Below are 18656 nucleotides of genomic sequence, written 5' to 3'. Positions count from 1 at the left end.
GGGTCACTTCCTTCGTCGGCCAGAGGGCGGACTGCGAGAGAACACCAGGTCGGGGCGGGGGCACCAGGGGCTCGGCGGCAGGCATAGGTTGCGCCGCGCGGAGGCCGTGCGGCGCATGATCCGTGCTGGAATCACCGGGCCGGACCCCGACCCGAGGAGACACGGACATGGCCTACGCAGTCGTCGCCCACTACCGCTGTGCGCCCGCCGACGAGGCGACCGTGCGGGAGGCGTTGCTGAGGATGCGGGAACGCACGCTCGGCGAGCCCGCGAACAAGGGGTACGAGGTGCATGCGGTGGTGGACGAGCCGGGTGGGTTCCTGTTGTACGAGCGGTACGCGGACCGCGCCGGATTCGAGGCCCACAAGGCGGCGGATCATTTCGAGGAGTTGATCGTGGAGACCGTGTGGCCCCTGCTCACGGAACGCACGGTGACCTTCGCCGAAACGCTGTGACCCCGAGGGGCCGGGCCCGCCCGGCCCCTTCACGCGCGCTTCAGAACTCGTTGCCCCAGCAGTACCGGGCGAGCGTCTCCACCAGGACCAGCTTGCGGCGTTGGTCCTCGGCGGTCAGGAGCGGGCGGGTCGCCACGTCGGCGAAGCCCCGGGACGGGGACACCGCCCCGTCCTCCAGGTCCTTGAACCCGCCCACCGCGTCGATCCGGGCCATCACCGTGTCGATGTCCTCGAGCTCCGGGTCCGTCGCGTCGACCACGCCCAGGCAGAAGTCCCGGTCGTCCGGGAGCGCCCGGACCAGGTCCAGTTCGGCCGGGGTGCCCTGGTCGAAGGGGAGGATCCAGCGGTCGGCGCCGACCGTGCCGTAGAGCCGCTCCGCCCGTGCCCGGTCCACCTCGGCGGGTGCGCTCCAGCCCGGCGAGACGCCGATCCGTACGCCCTCGGGGCGCTCGTCGAGTCGTACGGCCGACGCGTCCACCGCGAGCGCGTCCTCGAAGGAGAGCGCGCCCGGGTCGGTGGGATCGGTGCCCAACTGGCCCAGCAGGAGCGGGTTGTTGAGCTGGATCAGGCGTACGCCCCGGGAGACCAGGAGCACGATCTCCGCCTGGACGATCTCCGCCAGCGCCTCGCCCAGCGCACGGGCCGACGGGACGCCGAGGCCGGGCCGGAACGTCGTCGCGGCGAGGTACGCCGGGGAGGGCAGGGAGGCCTTCGCGGCGATCACCGTCAGTGCGGTGAGCCCGGCCGCCCGGTCGGCGAGCAGCGGGCCCTTGGCCTCGGGGAGCGCCTCGGCGACCCAGCGGACCAGGCCGTCGGCGTCGGTCTCGTCCGTACGGCGGAAGCCCGACACCCCGTCGAGGACCGCGCCGCGGAAGTCCTCCCGGGGGAAGTCGCCGTCGGTGACGACAGTGGAGCGCAGTCGGCGCTGGTACGCGACGGCCTCCCGGACCGCCGTGTCCACGGCCCCCGGGTCGTCGGTCGCGAGGCCGGGCGGGCGGACCAGGCTGCCGTGGTGGTCGATGCGGTAGTTGAAGGTGTCGGCCATGGCTCAGGCGTCCTTTCCGGCGGGCCCGCCCGCGACGCCCCAGGCGGCGAACTCCATGTCGTAGCCGAGGGACTTCAGGACGTCCTCGGCGATCTCCTGGTCCTCGGCGGCGGTGCCGCCGGCGACACCGAGGCCGCCGATGATCTCGCCGTCCTTCTGGAGGGTGACGCTGCCCTCGGCGGCCATGATCGGCAGGGCGGCGCCGGGGAGCTGGGAGAGCTGGGCGAAGAACACGGGCTGGCTCTCCTGCCACTTCTTCAGCATCGGGCCGGGGCGCTGCATCACGGCGGCGGTGTACGCCTTGGCGCGGGCGATGTCCGGGGTGAGGGGCCGGGCTCCGTCGGCGCGGCGGATGGCGACGGGGAAGCCGCCTGCGTCGACGACGGCCACGCTCACCGCCTTCCCCAGGGCCTCGGCCCGCGCGTGGGCGGCCTCGGCGATCTCCTCGGCGGCGGCCAGGGTCAGACTGGTCATACGGCGTCCTTCGGTGCGGTGAGGGTGCGGCGCAGGTGGGCGATCGCGGCGTTGTAGGGGCCCGGCGTCTCCCAGTACATGGAGTGCGGGGCGCCGGGGACGATCTCCAGGTGGGAGCCGGGGAGGAGTTCATGGGCGCGGGTGACGGTCCTGACGCCGAGGACGGCGTCCCGTTCGCCCGCGAGGAACGCGACCCGCACGCCGCAGGCCCGGATCTCCTCCAGGGAGGGGCCGTCGGTGTCGAGGTTGCGCAGGTCCTGCATCCGGGCGGCGTTGAAGGTGCCCATCTGCTGGAAGAGGAAGGTGAGGTCGGCGCGCTCCTGCTGGAAGCGCCGGGTCAGCAGCCGGTCGATGACGGGGAGCCTGACCGCCTCGGCTCGGTCGGCGGCGGCCAGTTCCCTGAGTTCCGGGTGGGCGATGCCGCCCAGGGAGTGGCCGAGGACGACGGAGGAGACCCGTTCGGGGCGCAGCAGGCCGGCGCGCAGGGCGGCGACGGAGCCGATGGACTGGCCGACGAGCATGACGTCGGTCAGGTCCTCCCGGTCGAGGACGGCGACGACGTCACCGGGGAAGTCCTGGCCGTCGAACTCCGCCATGGAGGAGTCGGACTTGCCGAAGCCGCGCAGGTCGACGGTGACCACGGTGAACTCGTCGCGCAGGGCGGCCACTTGCTGCCACCAGGCGGCGTGGTGGCCGCCGCTGCCGTGCACGAACAGGATCGCCGGGCCGCTGCCGTGCCGTTCGTAGTAGAGGGAGGTGCCGTCGGAGTCGGCGAAGGGCATGGAGTGAACTCCCTTGGGTGGCAGGTCAGTTGGGGCGCCTGGCGTGGTACACGAGTTCGATCATGGTGTGGTCGGGATCGTGGATGTAGCAGAACGTGGACTGGTTCTCGGGGCGCCGGATCGGGCGGGTGTGCCGGATGCCCAGCTCCTTCAGGTGCTCCAGGAACTCGTCCCAGTCGTCGACCTCGACGGCGAAGTGATAGGGCGCCATGCGCTCCATCTCCTCGACCGGCGTGAAGTGAAGGTCGAAGGTGCCGCGGGTCATCAGCACCACGCGGGTGTTGGACCTGGGCTGGATCCGCTTCATCCCGAAGACCTTCGCGTACCACTCGGCGGTCCGGTCGGGGTCGGTGGTGGGGAAGTTGACGTGGTGGATGTAGCGGGGTTCCTTGCTCATGCTCGATTCCCTTCGAGGTGTACGGGGTTGGACAGCACGCCGATGCCGCTGATCTCGATCTCCACGGTGTCGCCCGGCTCGATCCCGCAGGCCGACTCGGCGCCCATCCACAGCACGTCGCCGGGGTGCAGGGTGAGGTGGCGGGTGATCTCGACGATGTGGTCGAAGGGGTCGAAGACCATGTCGCCGGTGGGGAACGCGGCCCGGACCTCGCGGTTGACCCGCAGGGTGGTCGTCTGCGCGAGGGCGTCGACGTCGGTCTCGATCCAGGGCCCCATCGGCTTGAAGGTGTCGCTGTTCTTGCTGCGCCAGAACGAGCGGTCCCGGTGCTGCCAGGTGCGGGCGCTGACGTCGTTGCCGACGGTCCAGCCGAAGACCGCCCGGCGGGCCTCCTCCCGGGTGGCGTGCCGCAGGGTGCGGCCGAGGACGGCGACCAGTTCGGGTTCGGCCTCGAACCTGCCCTCGACCGCGGCGGGTTTGACGATGGGCGAACCGTGGCCGGTCAGCGCGTTGTTGGCCCGGTAGCCGACCTCGGGACGCTCGGGGGTCGCGGCGCCGGCGTGCGCGATGTGCCGGGGGTAGTTGAAGCCGACGGCGTAGAACACGGGGGGTATCACGGGCGGGAGCCAGACGGCGGTGGCGCGCGGGACGCTGCCGACGACCCGGGGGTCGCCCTCGATCGGGGACCCGGACAGCAGCTCGACGTCGGCCTCCCCGACCCGGCCCCACACCGCCCGGCCGCCGACCGAGACACGGGCGTACCTCATGGCGCCAGCAGATGGGAGACGCGCTTGGTGACCAGGTAGGCGTCCAGCGCCTCCGGCCCGCCCTCCCGGCCGTAGCCGCTGTCCTTGACGCCGCCGGAGGGCGCCTCGTGGACCGAGCCGCCGCAGTGGTTGAGGGAGAGGATCCCGGCCTCCAGTTCGGCCGAGAGCCGCTCGGCGGTCGCGGCGGAGGCGGTGAACCCGTAGGCGGCCAGTCCGTACGGCAGCGCGTTCGCGGTGGCGAGCGCCTCGTCGAGGCGGGTGAACGGCACGATCGGCGCGATCGGCCCGAACGGCTCCTCGCTCATCAGCGCCGCGTCCGGGGGGACGTCGGTGAGAACGGTCGGCGCGAAGAAGTACCCGGGCCGGTCCGGGCGGCCGCCGCCCGTGCGGACGGTGGCGCCGCGTGCGACGGCGTCGGCGGTGAGCCGCTCCAGGGACGTGAGCCGGCGCGCGTTCGCGAGGGGGCCCATCGTGGTCCCGGGCGCCAGCCCGTCACCGACGACGACCGCCTCGGCGGCCTTCACGAACTCGGCGGTGAACTCCTCCACCAGGGAGGCGTGGACGAGGAAGCGGCTCGGCGAGGTGCAGACCTGACCGGCGTTGGCGAACTTCGCCCGCGCCGCTCTGCGGGCGGCGGTCACGGGGTCGGCGTCGGCGCAGACGATCACCGGGGCATGGCCGCCCAGTTCCATCAGCGAGGGCTTCATGACCTGCCCGGCCCGCGCGGCCAGCAACTTGCCGACGGGCACGGAGCCGGTGAAGGCGACCAGCCGCACGACCGGTGAGTCGATCAGACGGGCGGAGACCTCGGCGGGCTCACCGAAGACGAGGTTGAGGACCCCGGCGGGCAGCCCGGCGTCGGCGTAGCACCGGACCAGCTCCATGGCCGTGGCCGGGGTCTCCTCGGACGCCTTGAGGACGAGGGAGCAGCCGGCGGCCAGCGCGGAGGAGATCTTGCGGTTGGGTCCGCCGGCCGGGAAGTTCCACGGGACGAGCGCGGCGACCGGGCCGATGGGCTCCCGCCGTACGGTCAGCAGGGTCCCGGGGTCCGCGGGGACGATACGGCCGTACGCGCGACGGGCGTCGTCGGCGTGCCAGCGCAGGGTCTCGGCGGTGCGGCGGGCCTCACCGGTGGACTCGGCGAGCGGTTTGCCCTGTTCCAGGGTGCTGACGCGGCCGAGGTCGGCGGCCCGCTCGGCGATCAGCTCGGCGGCGGCGTGCAGGACGGCGGTGCGCCGGGTGACGGGGGTCGCCCGCCAGACGCGGAAGCCCTCCTCGGCGGCGGCGAGGGCGCGGTCCAGGTCGGCGGCCGTGGCCAGGGGTACTTCTCCGATCACCTCCTCGGTGGCCGGGTTCACGATCGGGGCGGTGGAGCCGGTCCCGCCCTGGCACCACTCGCCCGCGATGTACATGCGGACGGCGGGGTAGCCGTGGTCGGTGGTCATGGATGCGTGCCTCTCAGGCCGGGGTGTCCTGGTCGCGGTGGGTGCGCAACGCCCAGATGTGGTGCGGCGGGGTGGTCGTGTGGACACGGGTCGCGTAGGAGTCGTCGACGCGGTCCATGTCGGCGGCGTACTCGACGCGGCCCCCGCACGGGGCGTGCAGAAAGCGGAAGACGTTGGAGCCGATCGTGTGCCGGCCGAGCCGGCGGGCCTCGCGCCAGCCCCGTTCGATCATGTAATTGGCGCCCTCGATCACGTCGTCGAAGCCGGGCACCTCGTAGGCGATGTGGTTGACGCCGGCGCGGTCGGGGCGGTGGCAGAGCAGCATGGTGTGCTGGTCGTCGTCGCCCGGGGCCTGGAGGAACACGCCCATCGGCTCGACGACGTCCGTCGGGCGGAAGCCGAGGAGGCCGGTGTAGAAGGCGACGGCGTCCTCCCGGCCCGCCCTGGCGATGTTGAGCGCGACATGGCACATCCGCAGCGGGTGCGCGCGGGTGAGCGGCTCCAGCGCGGTGTTCCAGCGCCGGACGTGCCCGGGGGTGTTGACGGGGCGCGGGGCGACGGCGGCCTTCCTCGGCCGGGCCAGGGTGAGACCGACGCCGAAGCCGCTCCGATCGGCGGTGTGGAAGACCCCGTCGGCGCTCTCGCGCACGGGGTGCTCCCGGGCGACGGTGTCCACCAGCCGGCGTAGCTCCTCGCGCGTGTCGACGCCCCAGACGACCTCGCGCAGGGTGGGCCCGTCCTCCACGGGGCCGGGGAGCAGGGGGCTCGGGGCGGTGTCGAGGTGCAGGGTCTGCCCGGTGAGCGTCTCGAACACGGCGTGCTCGGCGGTCCGTTCCACCAGGAACAGTCCGAAGTCGTCGAAGAACCGGACGCAGGCGTCGAGGTCGTCGATGCCGTAGGTGACCGATTCGATTCTCTGGATTCCCATGGATTCCTCGTCCTCTCCGGGTCGCCCGGTGAGCGTAGATTCGGGACGGACGGGCCGTCGACGGTCCGAGCCGTACGGAATACGCAACCCTTTGTTGCGCCGTTGTTGCGCCGTCGGCCGCGGTTATCGGATGGCCGGGATCGGGTTCTGCGAGAACCACGCGGAGAGAAAGTCCAGGAATACGCTGATCTTGCGCGGGGTGTCGGATCCGGGCCCGTAGATCGCGTAGAGCGGACGGTCGGGTACGGCGAGTTCGGGGAGCAGCACCTCCAGGGCGCCGGAGACGAGGTCGTCGTAGGCCGGGCGCTGGGGCAGCAGGGCGATGCCGCGGCCGTGCACGGCGGCCTTCTGGAGGGCCAGGTAGGAGTTGGACGAGAAGGCGATGTTACGGATCTTGTGCAGGGTGCTGGCGTGTCCGTGGCCGATGCGCCACACCGGGTCGTTGACGTGCACCAGGCAGTCGTGGTGGGCGACGTCGTTGGGGTGGTCCAGGCCGCCGCGGCGGCCGATGTAGTCCCGGGCGGCGCACAGCACGAACGGCAGCGAGGAGATCTTCTTCAGACGCACGGAGGAATCCCGCAGATCGCGGGTGTGGAAGGCGACGTCGAATCCGCTGTCCAGGAAGTCGTAGGTGCGGTCGGACATTCCGCCGAGTTCGAAACGGACCTGGATCTTGGGATGGGCCGCCGAAAAGGCGGCGATCGCGTCGCCGAGATCCAGGCTGCCTATCCATTTCGGGCAGATGATGCTGAGCGTGCCCTCGGCCCGGTCGTGGGAATCGGCGAGCGCCGCGTCCTGGGCGTCGATCTCGTCGAGGATACGGGCGGCGAATTCCGCGTAGCGCTGTCCCGGTTCGGTGAGGCTCACCGAGCGGGCGGTGCGGTTGACCAGGCGCACCCCCACCTGCCGCTCCAGCTCGGCCACGTGCCGGGAGACCAGCGACCCCGACGAGCCGAGTTTCCTGGCGGCTCCGTTGAAGCTTCCGGCCTGGGCGACGGTGACAAAGCTGTGCATCAGCAGCAGGCGGTCCATGGTTCCTCCGGTCGCTCACTTCGCGCAGTACTGGGGGGCCTCGTCCAGGTTGGCGTCGGTGACCAACAGAAGAGGAATGTCGGCAATCTTGTCAACCTTCTTGCCGTCCAGGAGTCCGACGGCGTTCTTGACCGCGGTCCGGCCGATGACCTGGGCGGAGTTCGCGACGGTCGCGGAGAACTCCCCGCTCTTCACCGCGGCCAGACCCTCGTCGGTGCCGTTGACGGTGACGATCCCGACGTCCTTGCCGGCGGCGTCGAAGGCCTTGCGCACCCCGAAGGCCATCTCCTCGTTGGCGACGAAGGCGTAGTCGAGGTCCGGGTTGGCCTGGATCATGTTCTCGGCCACGTCCTGGGCCTTCGCCGGGTTGAACATGCCGGGCTGGTTGGCGACCACCTTCGCGGTGGCGGGCAGGGCGTCCTGGAAACCGCCCACGAGCAGGTCCGAGGCCGCGCCCGGCGCGCCCGCGACGATGCCGACCTGCACGTCCTTGCCGGCGGCGTCCTCGGCGACCCAGCCGGCGTCCAGGGAACCGACCTTCTTCAGGTCGACGACGGCCGCGCCGAGGATGTCGTCCGTGTCGCTCGTGACCACGGAGGTGAGGTAGATCGGCACGCCGGCCGCCTTGGCCTTGGCGATGTCGCCCTTCAGCGCGTCGACGTTGACCGTCTGCACGATCAGCGCGCTGACGCCCCGGGAGATCATGTCCTCGATGTTGGACAGCTCGGTTCCGGCGTTCTGGTGCGAGTTGGCCGTGTAGACCTTGGCGCCCTCGGTCCCGGCCTGGGCCTCGACGGCCTTCTGCAGACAGCTGTGGAAGGTGGTGTCGCCGCCGTTGACGAAGCCGAGGGAGACACCGCCGGAGCCGGTGGTGCCGTCCCCCTTGCCGCATCCGGTCAGCAGCAGGGCGCAGCCGGTGACGCCGGCGAACAGGACGCGGGGCGTGCGGGCGGGGAGTCTCATGGTGAACCGCCTTTCAGGACGGGGGAGATGAGGTCAGTGGGGGGCGGAGCCGGAGCGCGCCTTGTGCATCGCGTTGGCGACGGCCGCCACGAGCAGCACGGCGCCGACCGAGACCGGCTGGTAATTGCTGGAGAAGTCCAGGAGGTTGAGGGCGTTGGCGACCACGCCGAGCAGCACCAGACCGAGGGCGGTGCCGGCGATCGTGCCGTGGCCGCCCGCGAGCGAGGTGCCGCCGATGACGACCGCGGCGACGACGGCCAGTTGCAGGGAGAGTCCCGCGGTGCCGCCGGGGCTGGAGGAGCCGAGCCGGGAGAGGATCATCAGACCGGCCAGGCCCGAGAGGGTGCCGGTGAGGCCGTACAGGGTGAGTTTGCGGGCCGTGACGTCGATGCCGCTGAGCCGGGCCACGTGCTCGTTGCCGCCGATGGCGAAGGCGTCCCGGCCGAACACCGTGAACCGCATGACGAGCGCCGTCAGCGTCAGCACCAGCACCGCCACCACCAGCAGCCAGGGCACGCCGAGCACCTTGCCGCTGCCGAGGGCGGCCATCCGGGTGCCGATGGAGATCGTGGAGCCGTCGTGGACGAGGAGCGCCACGCCGTCGAGCAGGGTCGCCGAGGCCAGGGTCGCCACGAACGGCGCCACCCGGGTGAAGGTCACCACCAGCCCGTTGACCAGTCCGATCGCGGTGCCGAGCAGCAGCGCGCCGAGGACGGCGTACACCGTGGGCCGCCCGTCGGCGAGGAGCCTGGCGGCGACGGCGGCCGTGACGGCGACGTTGCTGCCCATCGAGAAGTCCATGCCGCCCGCGGTCATCAGCAGGGTGAGCCCGGCGGCGAGGACGGCGTTGACGCTGATCTGGCCGAGGATGTTGACGAGGTTGCGGTCGGTGGCGAACGTCTCGCTCCGCACGGCGGTGAACACCACGACCAGGACGAGCACGGCGATCAGCCCGGCGTGCGGCAGTTCACGCAACCGGCCCGGGGAGAAGCGGGACCTGGCCGGCTCGGCGACGGGAGCGGGGGCATCGGGAAGGGTCTTGACGCTCAACTCGGCTGTCCTCCTAGGGCCGTGGCGACGAGTTCGTCGCGGGTGATGTCGGTGATGTCGTGCTCGGCGACCGTGCGGCCGGCGCTCACCACGACGACCCGGTCGGCCAGGCGCATGACCTCCTCGGCGGAGGAGGAGGCGAGCAGGACGGCCACGCCCCGGGCGGCGAGGTCGTCGAGGAGGGCGTGGATGTCGGCCATCGCCGCGATGTCCACCCCGTTGGTGGGGTCCTCCAGGAAGCAGGCGGCCGGCCGTGTCTCCAGCCATTTGCCGAGCAGGACCTTCTGCTGGTTGCCCCCGGACAGCGCGCTCACCGGCGGGTTCCCGGCGAGGGCGCGCACCCCGTAGGCGCGGCGCAACGGGGCGGCGCGCCGGGCGAGTTCGCCACGGCGGTGCAGCCGGCGGCGGGCGAAGCGGTCGTCGGCGAGCATCAGGTTCTCGTCCAGGGAGAGCCCCGGGACCAGGCCGAGGGCGCGGCGGTCGCCGGTGACACAGCGCAGTCCGCCGGCGAGCGAGGCGGCGATCCGGCCGAAGGGCACCTCCCGTCCCCCGACGTGGAGCCGGCCGGAGTCGGGGCGGCGCCGTCCCGACAGCAGGTCGAACAGCCGGGACTGGGCGTCCCCGGCGGGCCCGAGGACGGCGACGATCTCGCCCCTGCGGACCTCGACGCCGAAGTCCCGCACGGCCCTGCCCTGGCTCAACCCCTGGACGGAGAGGCCGACTTCGGCCCGGGGCGCGGGGCGCTCGGGACGGGCGGAGACGACGTCCCGGCCCACCATGGCCCGGACGAGTCCGGCCTCGTCGAGGTCGGCGGCGGGGGCGCTCGTGACGACCTGCCCGTCCCGCAGGACGGTGAGGCGGTCGGCGACGGCCATCACCTCGTCGAGGTAGTGCGAGATGTAGACGACGGCGACGCCCTCGTCCCGCAGGGTGCGCACCAGGGCACGGATCCGTCCGGCGTCCCGGGCGCCGAGGCAGGCCGTGGGCTCGTCCAGGATCAGCACGCGGCCGCCGCGGCGGACCTCGCGGGCCACCTCGACCATGGTCTGCTCGGCGACGGTGAGCGACCCGGCGGTGCGCTCCACGTCGACGGCGAGACCGAGGGCGGCGAGCGCGGCACGGGCCTCGTCCCTGACGGTCCGCCAGCGCACGGCGGGGCCCCGGGTGGGCAGGTCGCCGAGGAGGATGTTCTCGGCGACGGTGAGGTCCATCGCCAGCTCGCGGCGCTGCGGTACGCAGGAGACGCCCAGTCCGCGGGCCCTGCGCACGGTCAGCCCGGGCTGCGGCCGGCCGTCGATCTCGACCGTGCCGCCGTCGGCCCGGTGGACCCCGGACAGCACCTGCACGAGCGTGGACTTGCCGGCGCCGTTCATGCCCATCAGGGCGTGGATCTCCCCGGGGAACAGATCGAGGTCGACACCCCGCAGCGCGGCGGCCCCGCCGAAGTTCTTGGTGACGCCCCGGACGCGCAGGACCGGCTTCACCGCACACGTCCGTGGCCGCGGATGTCCGGGAAGGGGGGCTCCTTGTCGGCCTGGAGGTCCACCTGGAAGGCGTTCAGGCACATGCCGAGCATGGTGAAGTTGCCGAGCGCGCCGATGGTGTCGACCAGGCCCTTGGGGCCGAAGTGGGCGAGCGCGGCGGCGAAGGTGTCGTCGCCGACGAAGTGCTCCTCCAGGATCTCCCGGCAGAACCGGTAGAAGGCCCGGTCGGCCTCGTCGTCGAAGACCGCCTCGCGCTTCTCGGCGATCGCCCGCACGGCGGCCTCGGGGATGCCGGCCTCGATCGCCTGGTGGACATGGGCGTTCCAGGAGTACTGGGCGTCCCAGTTGCGGGCGGCCAGCAGCAGGGCCAGCTCCCGCAGCCGCTTCGGCAGGGCGCAGTCGAAGCGGGCGAAGGCGCCGAGCGACTCGGCCCGTTCGCACATCTCGGGGCTGTGCAGCCAGACCCGGAAGGGGCCGCGTACGGCCCCGCGGCGGCCGGCGATCCGGGCGGCCAGCTCCTGCTGCCGCGCATCCATTTCCTCTTCGCTGAGAACGGGAAGCCTCATCCGGCCGTTACCTGCCTTTTCTTTCCGGCACGTCCCGCACGGGTCCTGCCGCCGTGCGGTGCCAGGTGAAGGTACAGCCGGGTCCGAGAAGCTCACCCACCTCGGAATGCAAGGTAAACCTGCACGTTGGAGGCCCCCCGTTCGCCGCGGGGCGGCCTAACGTCGTTCCCCATGACGACCCTCATCAAGGCCGCGTCCGTCCCCCTCCTCGACCGTGGCGGCGCGGTCGTGACAACCCCGCTCATCACGACGTCCTCGGCGGCCGGGGAGAACCGGATCACCAGTGGGATGAGCGTCTACCCGGTGGGTTCCGGGGCGCCGCTGCACTCGCACAACTGCGACGAGCACGTCACCGTGCTGGAGGGGGAGGCGGAGGTGTGGGTGGACGGCGAGGCGACCAGGCTGGGGCGGTACGACACGACGTACATCCCCTCCCCGGTCCCCCACTTGTTCCGCAACGTGGGTGCGGTGCCGCTGCGGATCCTGTGGGTGTACTCCTCGGGCCGGGTCACCCGGACGTTCACCGAGACCGGGAAGACGGTGGAGCACCTGTCGGCGGAGGACCGGATGGGGTCGGACGGCTGAGGATCCGGCTTAGGATCCGGCTGAGGACCCGGCTGGGGATCCGGCTGGGGATCCGGCTGGAAGTCCGGCTGGAAGTCCGGCTGAAGGCACGGCCGAGACTCAGCGCACCCCCGCCTTCACCGCCTCCAGGACGACCTCGGCCACGGCCTTCGGCTGTTCCACCAGGACCGCGTGGCCCGCGTCGGGGACCGTCACCATCCGCACGTACGGGCAGGCCTGGAGGCCTGCCCGTTCCTCGTCGGTCAGGCCGATCTCGTCGTGGTCGCCCCGCACCACCCAGGACGGGACGCCGGCCCCGCACAGCCGCTGCACCAGCGACGGATGGCGCCCGAGGTAGGCGTAGTACTCGTGGAGGATCCGGCGGCAGGCCGCCGGGTCGTTGTCGGCCATGACCGCCGCGAGCGCCTCCGCGCGCCGCGGCGGCAGTTCGCGTTTCATCGCCCGGGGCAGCAGTCCGAGCATGCCGGCCCAGACCATCGCGCCGAGCCCCGGCACCCGGCCCACCGCGTTCAGCACCGCCAGGGACTTCATCTCGTCCCCGCGCGAGAAGCTCGGCGAGAGCAGCACGAGCGGGCCCCGGAACAGGCCGAGGGCGGCCATCTCCAGCGCCACGTTGGCGCCCAGGCTGTGCCCCACGACCGCCTCGCACCCGGCCTCGGCGGCGAAGTCCGCCATCAGCCGGGCGTAGTGCTCCATGGACACGTCCTCGGGCGGCTCGGTGCGGCCGAAGCCGGGCAGGGTCACCGCGACCGTGCCGAGGCCGGCCACCGCGGGCTCGGCCATGACGTCCGCGCAGAACTCGGTCGTGCACAGTCCGCCCGGGATCATCAGCACCCGGTGCGCGGCGTCCGCCGGTCCTCCGCGGCGGACCTCCCAACGCTCACCCATACAACGAGCGTGACCCCGTACGACGCGCTCCGCACCCCGAACGCCGGCCACCGCACACGAGGTGCGGGGCCGGCGTGGCGGTGTCCCCCGGGTGTCCGTGCGCGCCGGTCAGTGCGCGCCCACCAGCTCCTGGCCGGCGGGGACGGGCGGCTGCTTCGCGCTGCGCAGGGCCGCGATCCCGATGAAGACCATGGAGGAGACACCGGCGAGCGCGAAGGCGGTGAAGCCCCGGTCGCCGTTGCCAGCGGCGAGCAGCTGGCCGCCGAGCCAGGGGCCGAAGACGGCGCCGAAGCGGCCCATGCCGGAGGTCCAGCCGACGGCGGTGGCGCGGCTGTCGGGGGTGGAGCGGATCGACACCGTCGCGTAGATCATCGTCTGGGCGCTGTTGAGGAAGACACCGGTGAGGAAGACGACGGTCATCGTGATCGCGGTCGACATGTGCACGCTGAGCAGGAAGACACCGGCGGCGGTGAGCGCGAACCAGACCGCGGAGATGCGCGGGGCGCCGAAGCGGTCGGCGGCGCGGCCGGCGACCAGCATGCCCACGATGCCGCCGAGGTTGAAGACGACGACGAAGGTCAGGGCGTTGGCGAGCGCGTAGCCCTCGGCGCGCATCAGGGTCGGCAGCCAGGTGGCGACGCCGTAGACCAGCAGGAGGCCGCCGAAGGAGGCCAGCCAGTACAGCAGGGTCTGGATCCACTCGCCGCCACGGAAGAGACCGGCGAGGGCGTCGAGGCGGTCGGCGGCGGACTTGCGGCCCAACGCGGCGGCGGGCGGTTCGACGTCGTAGCGGGCGGCGAGCGCGGTCGCCTCCTCGGTACGGCCCTTGGCGACGAGGAAGCTCAGCGACTCGGGCAGGAACCTGGCCAGCACCGGGGCGAACAGCAGCGGGGTCACACAGACCCAGAAGGCCGCGCGCCAGCCGACCGGGTCGATCAGCCACTTGGCGACATAGGCGGAGAGGATGCCGCCGGCGTGGTGGGCGGTCATCAGCAGGCCGATGGTGACGGCGGTGCGGCCGCGCGGGGCGTAGTCGGAGACCATGCTGATCGCGGTGGGCAGCAGGCCGCCGAGGCCGACGCCCGCGAGGGTCCGGCCGAGGCCGAAGACCTCGACGCCGCCGGCGAGCGCGCACACCCCGGACGCCAGCGAGAACAGGACGACGCAGCCGACCATCAGCTTCTTGCGGCCGATCCGGTCGGCGACCGTCCCCGCCGTGAGGGCCCCGACGAGCATCCCGAAGGTGGCGTAGCTGCCCAGGTCACCGGCGGTGTCCGGGGTGAGGCCGAAGGTCTTCGTCTCCAGCAGGTGCGGCAGCACGGAGCCGTAGATGAACATGTCGAGGCCGTCGAACAGGACGGCCAGCCAGCACAGGCCGACGACCAGGAGGGCCAGTCTGCTGCCGCGCGCGGCCGGGTGGGTGGAGGAGGACATCGTTGTTTCCCTCTCGAGCGGGGTGGGTCCTCAGAAGCTAAAGACCCACCCCGAAAAGTGTCAACGCTTTTGTCAACAATCTCATCGACAATCAGCGGTGCAGTGGGCGCCGATGGTCAGACGACGGGCGGTGTCCCGTGCGTATGGAAGGACTCGATGGTCTTCAGACCCCAGGCCTGGCCCTTCCTGCGCTCCTCCTCGGTCCAGGTGATCAGCGGCCAGTCGGGGGCCAGCACCAGCCGGGTGAGCGGGTTGCACAGCTCGATGCGGTTGCCGCCGGGCTCGTAGACGTAGAGGAAGAACGTCTGCTGGATCGCGTGCTTGTGCGGTCCCGTCTCGATGAACACACCCGTGTCGATCGCCAGGTCGGCGGCGCGCAGGATGTCCTCACGGGTGTCCGTCGCGAACGCGATGTGGTGCAGCCGGCCGACGCTGCCGGTCCAGTCCGAGGTGTAGACGACGTCGTACGACTTGTTCGTGTACGTCAGCCAGCGCGCCGCGACCGTGCCGCTGTCGAGCCTGATCTGCTCGGTGGGCCGGGCGCCGAGGACGCGCTCCTGGAACTCGGCGTTGGCGAGGACGTCGGCGGCGAGGAAGTTGATGTGGTCGAGGCGCCGTACGCCCACGCCCCGGTTGGGTTTGGCCTGGGGCTGGTTCTTCAGCGCGGGCCTGAGCCCCTCGGGCGCCCGGTAGTGCTCGCTCTCCCAGTACAGGGCGTGCTCGTGGCCGTCGGGATCGGTGGTGACGTAGAGCTTGCCGAGGCCGGGTTCGTCCTCGGTCCAGGTGCCGGTGCCGCCCGCCGCCTCGACCGCCGCGACCCGGCGGTGGAGGGCCTCCTCGCTGGAGGTGCGCAGGGCGAGCCGGCCGAGGCCGGGCCGCTCGCGGGCGGTGAGGACCAGACTGTGGTGCTCGTAGTCGTCGAAGGTCCGCAGGTAGACCGTGTCGCCGTCCTCGCCGTCGACCGTGAGGCCCAGATAGTCGGTGAAGAAGGCGACGCTGGCGTCCAGGTCCGGGGTGAAGAGCTGGGCGTGGCCGATGTGGGCGATGTCGCCGAGCGGCGGAGTCATCGTTGACCTCCAGTGGGGAAGACCGTGCCGTCGAAGATCTTGCGGGCCGTGCGGACCACGGCGGTGCGACGGACGGTGGGCAGACCCTCGGGGGTGGTGCCGAGGGTAATGTCGATGTCGAGGAATCCCGTGGGATGTTCTATGCGAAGTCGGTCACTGTCGGCGGGCGGTACGGCCGCCTTGTCCGCCACCCCGCCCTCGATCCGCAGCCCGGCCGCGACGCCCGCCGCGCCGAGCACGCCGATCGAGGTGTGACAGCGCACGGGGATGAAGGTGCGGGTGGCGACCGCGCCCCCGGCACGAGGCGGGGCGAGCAGGGTGAGCTTGGGGACGGTGGTGTCGGAGACGTCACCGAGGCCCATCAGCCGGCCGGCCGCCAGCCGGATCGCGCGCAGCCGGTCGGCGAGGGCGAGGTCCTCCTCCAGGTCCCGGGGCGGCTCGTAGCCGGTGACGCCGAGATCCGCCGCGAGCATCAGCACGGTCGGCATGCCGTTGTCCACGCAGGTCACGGCGGTGCCGTCGATCATGTCCCGGACCCTGCCGGTGGGCAGCAGCGGACGCTTCCCCGCCGGGAACTCGATCACCACCGGCGCGGCCGTCCCCGGCACGCCGGAGATCTCGGCCTCGCCGGTGTAGCGCACCCGGCCGCCGGGGGTCGGGAAGGTCGCCGTCGCGAGGTCGCCGCTGTTGACCATGCGGATCCGTACGGCGGTCTCCCGGCCGCCCGCCGCGACGAGTCCGCGCTCCACGGCGAACGGGCCGACGCCCGCCAGGATGTTGCCGCAGTTCTGACGGTCGCTCACCTCGGCCCGGTCCACGGCGACCTGGAGGAAGAGATAGTCGACGTCGGCGCGCGGGTCGGCGGACCGGGACACCACCGCGACCTTGCTGGTGAGCGGATGCCCGCCGCCCAGACCGTCGATCTGGCGCTCGTCCGGGCTGCCCATCACCCGCAGCAACAGCGCGTCGCGCAGGGCCGGTTCGGCGGGGAGGTCGCCGGCGAGGAAGTAGGCGCCCTTGGAGGTGCCGCCCCGCATCAGCAGACAGGGCACCTCCTCGGGCAGGGAGGTCACCGCGACTCCCCCGCGTACTCCTCGTACGTCCGGTACTCGACGCCGAGTTGCCGCAGGGTCTCCCGCAACCCGTAGCGGTCCAGACCGAGTTCGCCGTCGAGGAAGGCGGCGCGGGCGCGGGCCTCCTTGGCCTCGCGGGCCTCGGACGCCTCCGCCGCGGCCCGGGCGCGCTCGCGCGGGACGACCACCACCCCGTCGTCGTCGGCGAGGATCACATCGCCGGGGCGGATCAGCTGGCCGTCGATGGCGACGGGCACGTTCACCGAGCCGCCGGTGGCCTTCACGGTGCCCTGCGCGGACACCGCCCGCGACCAGACCGGGAAGTCCATCTCGCGCAGCTCCTGGGTGTCCCGGACGCCCGCGTTGATGACCAGGCCGCGCACCCCTCGCCGCTGGAGCGCGGTCGCGAACAGCTCGCCGAACATGCCGTCGGTGGACGGGGAGGTGGTGGTGACGACCAGGACGTCACCCTCGCCGCACTGTTCGACGGCCGCGTGGATCATGAGATTGTCCCCGGGCCAGCTCAGGACGGTGACGGCGGTGCCGGCCATCCGTACGCCCTGCTGGATCGGGCGGACGCCCGGCCCGAGCAGCCCGGCCCGTCCCATCGCCTCGCTCACGGTGGCCACCCCGAAGGCGGCCAGCGCGTCGACGTCCTTCTGCTCCGCCTTCGGCGGCCCGGTGACGATCACGCCGCTCACGCCAGCTCCTTCGCGATCTGCGGGTAGGGGCGCATGAACGCCTCGGCCATCGTCCGGTGGGCCAGGCCCAGGTTGGGGCCGGCGTTGCGCTTGAGCTGCACGCCCCGGCGGACGGCGAGGTCGGTGTAGTAGTCCCACAGGTGCTGCTGGGCGCCCAGGCACTCCATCGCCTTGCGCTTGGTCTCCCAGACCTCGGTGATGTCGAGCAGCACCTCGGGGCGGAAGCCGCTCATCTCGGGCTGGTGCGGCTCGAAGTAGAAGACCGGCGGGGCGCCGATGATCTCGCCCTCACCCGGGTAGCCGATGGCCTGCGCGAGGACCCGGGCCTCCAGGGCCATCCGGTGGGCGGCCGGGTGGTCGCCGTTGTACGGGTCCTCGGCGGGGTGGGTGAGGACGACGTCGGGCTGGGTCTCGCGGTAGACGGCGACGAGCCGGTCGGTCAGCTCGGCGGACGCGACGAGCGGATAGTCGCCGGCGTCGAAGAAGCGGATCTCGGCCCCCAGGGTCGCGGCGGCCCGCTCGGCCTCGTCCCGGCGGATCGCCTTGATCTCGTCGAGCGTCCTGCCCTCGCGCCACGCCTTGGCGGACTCCCCGCGCTCACCGAAGGTCAGACAGGCGACGGTGACCTTCTCCCCGCGCGCGGCGGCCAGGGCGATGGCGCCGCCCGCACGCCAGACGAAGTCCCCGGCGTGGGCGGTGACGACGAGGGTGGAGCGGGGTGGGCGGGCGGGCGCGTTGGCCTGGGTCATGCTGTTCTCTCCTTGATGACAGGTGGGCGCCCGCCTCGCGCGGCCGTGATCAGTCGCGCAACGCCTCGATCACACTGCTGAGGTGGGCGCGGACGGCCGTCTCGGCCGCCTGCGGGTCCCTGGCCCGGATCGCTTCGATCATGGTCAGGTGCTCGGTCAGGGATTGCTGCGGCCGTCCCGGCCTCAGCGCCAGCTGGAAGCGGTGGCGCACCAGCTGGGCGTTGAGCCGCTCCAGCAGTTCCTGCGCGGTCTGCTGGCCGGAGAACTCCCGGATGCGGACGTGCAGTTCGTGGTTGAGGTCGGAGTAGGTGACCGGTTCGCCGTCGGCGACGGCCTTGGCCATCGCCGTCCCCAGCTCGGTGAGCTGGATCAGCTGCTCGTCGCTGGCCGCGACGGCCGCCTTCGCGGCGCACAGCCCTTCGAGGACCATGCGGCACTCGGTGATGGCGACCGCCTCGTCCACGGTCACCACCCGCACCCGCGAGCCGCGGTTGCGGATCCGTTCGACGAGTCCCTGGGACTCCAGATCGATGAGTGCCGCGCGGATGCTGGCCCGGGTCACACCGAACTGCTCGGCGAGCTCGTTCTCCACCAACCGCTGCGCCGGTGCCATGTCGCCGTGCAGGATCGCCTGCCGCAGCTGCGCGAGCGCATGCTGCTTGGCCTGCTCCCCGGTGCTCGGACGGGCTTCGTTCGGCATTGCGCCCTCCCTGAGTGAGTGCCTGTCGAACCTAAATCTAGCCAAACAAGATTGTCAACAATTTTGTCGGT

21 protein-coding genes are annotated in these 18656 nt (G+C 72.1%); 2 read left to right on the top strand and 19 right to left on the bottom strand.

The genetic code is table 11. From position 1 onward, the window contains the following. The first annotated feature begins 167 nt into the window (after positions 1-167). Entirely contained in the window at positions 168-455 is a 288-nt protein-coding gene (locus ABZ490_RS04380) for an antibiotic biosynthesis monooxygenase family protein (protein ID WP_358983891.1), read from the top strand. A gap of 40 nt (positions 456-495) precedes the next feature. Here the strand turns inward: ABZ490_RS04380 and ABZ490_RS04375 are convergent, their stop codons facing one another. From ABZ490_RS04375 to ABZ490_RS04320, 12 genes are all read right to left on the bottom strand, one after another. After that, positions 496-1500 (bottom strand): methionine synthase II (cobalamin-independent)-like protein, encoded by a 1005-nt coding sequence (locus ABZ490_RS04375; protein WP_358983888.1) that lies wholly within the window; start codon positions 1498-1500, stop codon positions 496-498. Between the two features lie 3 nt (positions 1501-1503). Beyond that, positions 1504-1974: a heme-binding protein gene (locus ABZ490_RS04370; protein WP_358983885.1), complete on the bottom strand. Its 471-nt coding sequence runs from the start codon at positions 1972-1974 to the stop codon at positions 1504-1506. Continuing rightward, the gene (locus tag ABZ490_RS04365; protein WP_358983882.1) at positions 1971-2756 is read right to left on the bottom strand and encodes an alpha/beta hydrolase; all 786 of its coding nucleotides are present in this window, start codon (positions 2754-2756) and stop codon (positions 1971-1973) included. The genes ABZ490_RS04370 and ABZ490_RS04365 overlap by 4 nt, the downstream gene beginning before the upstream one ends. Positions 2757-2781: 25 nt before the next feature. Next, positions 2782-3153 carry a VOC family protein gene (locus ABZ490_RS04360; protein ID WP_358983880.1) on the bottom strand — a complete coding sequence of 124 codons (372 nt, stop codon included), beginning with the start codon at positions 3151-3153 and terminating at the stop codon, positions 2782-2784. After that, positions 3150-3920 carry a fumarylacetoacetate hydrolase family protein gene (locus ABZ490_RS04355; protein WP_358983878.1) on the bottom strand — a complete coding sequence of 257 codons (771 nt, stop codon included), beginning with the start codon at positions 3918-3920 and terminating at the stop codon, positions 3150-3152. Before ABZ490_RS04355 ends, ABZ490_RS04360 begins: the two co-directional genes overlap by 4 nt. Further along, complete coding sequence (locus ABZ490_RS04350) at positions 3917-5365, bottom strand: NAD-dependent succinate-semialdehyde dehydrogenase (RefSeq protein WP_358983875.1); 1449 nt, start codon at positions 5363-5365, stop codon at positions 3917-3919. Before ABZ490_RS04350 ends, ABZ490_RS04355 begins: the two co-directional genes overlap by 4 nt. Positions 5366-5378: 13 nt before the next feature. After that, positions 5379-6293: a VOC family protein gene (locus ABZ490_RS04345; protein ID WP_358983873.1), complete on the bottom strand. Its 915-nt coding sequence runs from the start codon at positions 6291-6293 to the stop codon at positions 5379-5381. Positions 6294-6416: 123 nt separating this feature from the next. Then, positions 6417-7325, bottom strand: coding sequence for a LysR family transcriptional regulator (locus ABZ490_RS04340; protein WP_358983871.1), 909 nt, complete (start codon positions 7323-7325; stop codon positions 6417-6419). 15 nt (positions 7326-7340) lie between these two features. Beyond that, positions 7341-8288 carry a sugar ABC transporter substrate-binding protein gene (locus ABZ490_RS04335; protein ID WP_358983869.1) on the bottom strand — a complete coding sequence of 316 codons (948 nt, stop codon included), beginning with the start codon at positions 8286-8288 and terminating at the stop codon, positions 7341-7343. Between the two features lie 33 nt (positions 8289-8321). Continuing rightward, complete coding sequence (locus ABZ490_RS04330) at positions 8322-9338, bottom strand: ABC transporter permease (RefSeq protein ID WP_358983867.1); 1017 nt, start codon at positions 9336-9338, stop codon at positions 8322-8324. Next, positions 9335-10822, bottom strand: coding sequence for a sugar ABC transporter ATP-binding protein (locus ABZ490_RS04325; protein WP_358983865.1), 1488 nt, complete (start codon positions 10820-10822; stop codon positions 9335-9337). The genes ABZ490_RS04330 and ABZ490_RS04325 overlap by 4 nt, the downstream gene beginning before the upstream one ends. Continuing rightward, positions 10819-11358, bottom strand: a complete 540-nt coding sequence (locus ABZ490_RS04320) for a carboxymuconolactone decarboxylase family protein (RefSeq protein WP_358983863.1) — start codon at positions 11356-11358, stop codon at positions 10819-10821. Before ABZ490_RS04320 ends, ABZ490_RS04325 begins: the two co-directional genes overlap by 4 nt. A gap of 201 nt (positions 11359-11559) precedes the next feature. On the opposite strand from ABZ490_RS04320, the gene ABZ490_RS04315 reads away from it, so the two are divergent. Beyond that, positions 11560-11973 (top strand): cupin domain-containing protein, encoded by a 414-nt coding sequence (locus ABZ490_RS04315; protein WP_358983861.1) that lies wholly within the window; start codon positions 11560-11562, stop codon positions 11971-11973. Positions 11974-12072: 99 nt separating this feature from the next. On the opposite strand, the gene ABZ490_RS04310 is transcribed toward ABZ490_RS04315, so the two are convergent. The 7 genes from ABZ490_RS04310 to ABZ490_RS04280 form a co-directional block, all read right to left on the bottom strand. After that, positions 12073-12861, bottom strand: a complete 789-nt coding sequence (locus ABZ490_RS04310) for an alpha/beta hydrolase (RefSeq protein ID WP_358983859.1) — start codon at positions 12859-12861, stop codon at positions 12073-12075. Between the two features lie 108 nt (positions 12862-12969). Then, positions 12970-14295 carry an aromatic acid/H+ symport family MFS transporter gene (locus tag ABZ490_RS04305; protein WP_358983857.1) on the bottom strand — a complete coding sequence of 442 codons (1326 nt, stop codon included), beginning with the start codon at positions 14293-14295 and terminating at the stop codon, positions 12970-12972. Positions 14296-14411: 116 nt separating this feature from the next. After that, complete coding sequence (locus ABZ490_RS04300) at positions 14412-15362, bottom strand: VOC family protein (RefSeq protein ID WP_358983855.1); 951 nt, start codon at positions 15360-15362, stop codon at positions 14412-14414. Continuing rightward, positions 15359-16435, bottom strand: coding sequence for a 4-oxalomesaconate tautomerase (locus tag ABZ490_RS04295; RefSeq protein WP_358983853.1), 1077 nt, complete (start codon positions 16433-16435; stop codon positions 15359-15361). The genes ABZ490_RS04300 and ABZ490_RS04295 overlap by 4 nt, the downstream gene beginning before the upstream one ends. Continuing rightward, the gene (locus tag ABZ490_RS04290; protein ID WP_358983851.1) at positions 16432-17136 is read right to left on the bottom strand and encodes a 4-carboxy-4-hydroxy-2-oxoadipate aldolase/oxaloacetate decarboxylase; all 705 of its coding nucleotides are present in this window, start codon (positions 17134-17136) and stop codon (positions 16432-16434) included. Before ABZ490_RS04290 ends, ABZ490_RS04295 begins: the two co-directional genes overlap by 4 nt. Beyond that, complete coding sequence (locus ABZ490_RS04285) at positions 17133-17885, bottom strand: PIG-L deacetylase family protein (RefSeq protein ID WP_358983849.1); 753 nt, start codon at positions 17883-17885, stop codon at positions 17133-17135. The genes ABZ490_RS04290 and ABZ490_RS04285 overlap by 4 nt, the downstream gene beginning before the upstream one ends. Positions 17886-17934: 49 nt before the next feature. Continuing rightward, on the bottom strand, positions 17935-18585 hold the full coding sequence (locus ABZ490_RS04280; protein WP_358983847.1) for a GntR family transcriptional regulator: 651 nt from the start codon (positions 18583-18585) through the stop codon (positions 17935-17937). Positions 18586-18656: the final 71 nt, after the last annotated feature.

It is taken from the genome of Streptomyces sp. NPDC005811, assembly GCF_040630405.1.
Taxonomy (GTDB): Bacteria; Actinomycetota; Actinomycetes; order Streptomycetales; family Streptomycetaceae; genus Streptomyces.
The sequence above is the reverse complement of the archived record's forward strand: the minus strand, read 5'-3'. Positions and strand labels throughout refer to the sequence as shown.

Bases quoted from the DNA above. Each gene is read 5' to 3' on its own strand.
- ABZ490_RS04285 (WP_358983849.1), bottom strand. From the start codon at position 17,885: ATGACCCAGGCCAACGCGCCCGCCCGCCCACCCCGCTCCACCCTCGTC.
- ABZ490_RS04335 (WP_358983869.1), bottom strand. From the start codon at position 8,288: ATGAGACTCCCCGCCCGCACGCCCCGCGTCCTGTTCGCCGGCGTCACC.
- ABZ490_RS04355 (WP_358983878.1), bottom strand. From the start codon at position 3,920: ATGAGGTACGCCCGTGTCTCGGTCGGCGGCCGGGCGGTGTGGGGCCGG.
- ABZ490_RS04350 (WP_358983875.1), bottom strand. From the start codon at position 5,365: ATGACCACCGACCACGGCTACCCCGCCGTCCGCATGTACATCGCGGGC.
- ABZ490_RS04340 (WP_358983871.1), bottom strand. From the start codon at position 7,325: ATGGACCGCCTGCTGCTGATGCACAGCTTTGTCACCGTCGCCCAGGCC.
- ABZ490_RS04320 (WP_358983863.1), bottom strand. From the start codon at position 11,358: ATGGATGCGCGGCAGCAGGAGCTGGCCGCCCGGATCGCCGGCCGCCGC.
- ABZ490_RS04365 (WP_358983882.1), bottom strand. From the start codon at position 2,756: ATGCCCTTCGCCGACTCCGACGGCACCTCCCTCTACTACGAACGGCAC.
- ABZ490_RS04305 (WP_358983857.1), bottom strand. From the start codon at position 14,295: ATGTCCTCCTCCACCCACCCGGCCGCGCGCGGCAGCAGACTGGCCCTC.
- ABZ490_RS04280 (WP_358983847.1), bottom strand. From the start codon at position 18,585: ATGCCGAACGAAGCCCGTCCGAGCACCGGGGAGCAGGCCAAGCAGCAT.
- ABZ490_RS04345 (WP_358983873.1), bottom strand. From the start codon at position 6,293: ATGGGAATCCAGAGAATCGAATCGGTCACCTACGGCATCGACGACCTC.
- ABZ490_RS04380 (WP_358983891.1), top strand. From the start codon at position 168: ATGGCCTACGCAGTCGTCGCCCACTACCGCTGTGCGCCCGCCGACGAG.
- ABZ490_RS04310 (WP_358983859.1), bottom strand. From the start codon at position 12,861: ATGGGTGAGCGTTGGGAGGTCCGCCGCGGAGGACCGGCGGACGCCGCG.
- ABZ490_RS04375 (WP_358983888.1), bottom strand. From the start codon at position 1,500: ATGGCCGACACCTTCAACTACCGCATCGACCACCACGGCAGCCTGGTC.
- ABZ490_RS04315 (WP_358983861.1), top strand. From the start codon at position 11,560: ATGACGACCCTCATCAAGGCCGCGTCCGTCCCCCTCCTCGACCGTGGC.
- ABZ490_RS04360 (WP_358983880.1), bottom strand. From the start codon at position 3,153: ATGAGCAAGGAACCCCGCTACATCCACCACGTCAACTTCCCCACCACC.
- ABZ490_RS04300 (WP_358983855.1), bottom strand. From the start codon at position 15,362: ATGACTCCGCCGCTCGGCGACATCGCCCACATCGGCCACGCCCAGCTC.
- ABZ490_RS04370 (WP_358983885.1), bottom strand. From the start codon at position 1,974: ATGACCAGTCTGACCCTGGCCGCCGCCGAGGAGATCGCCGAGGCCGCC.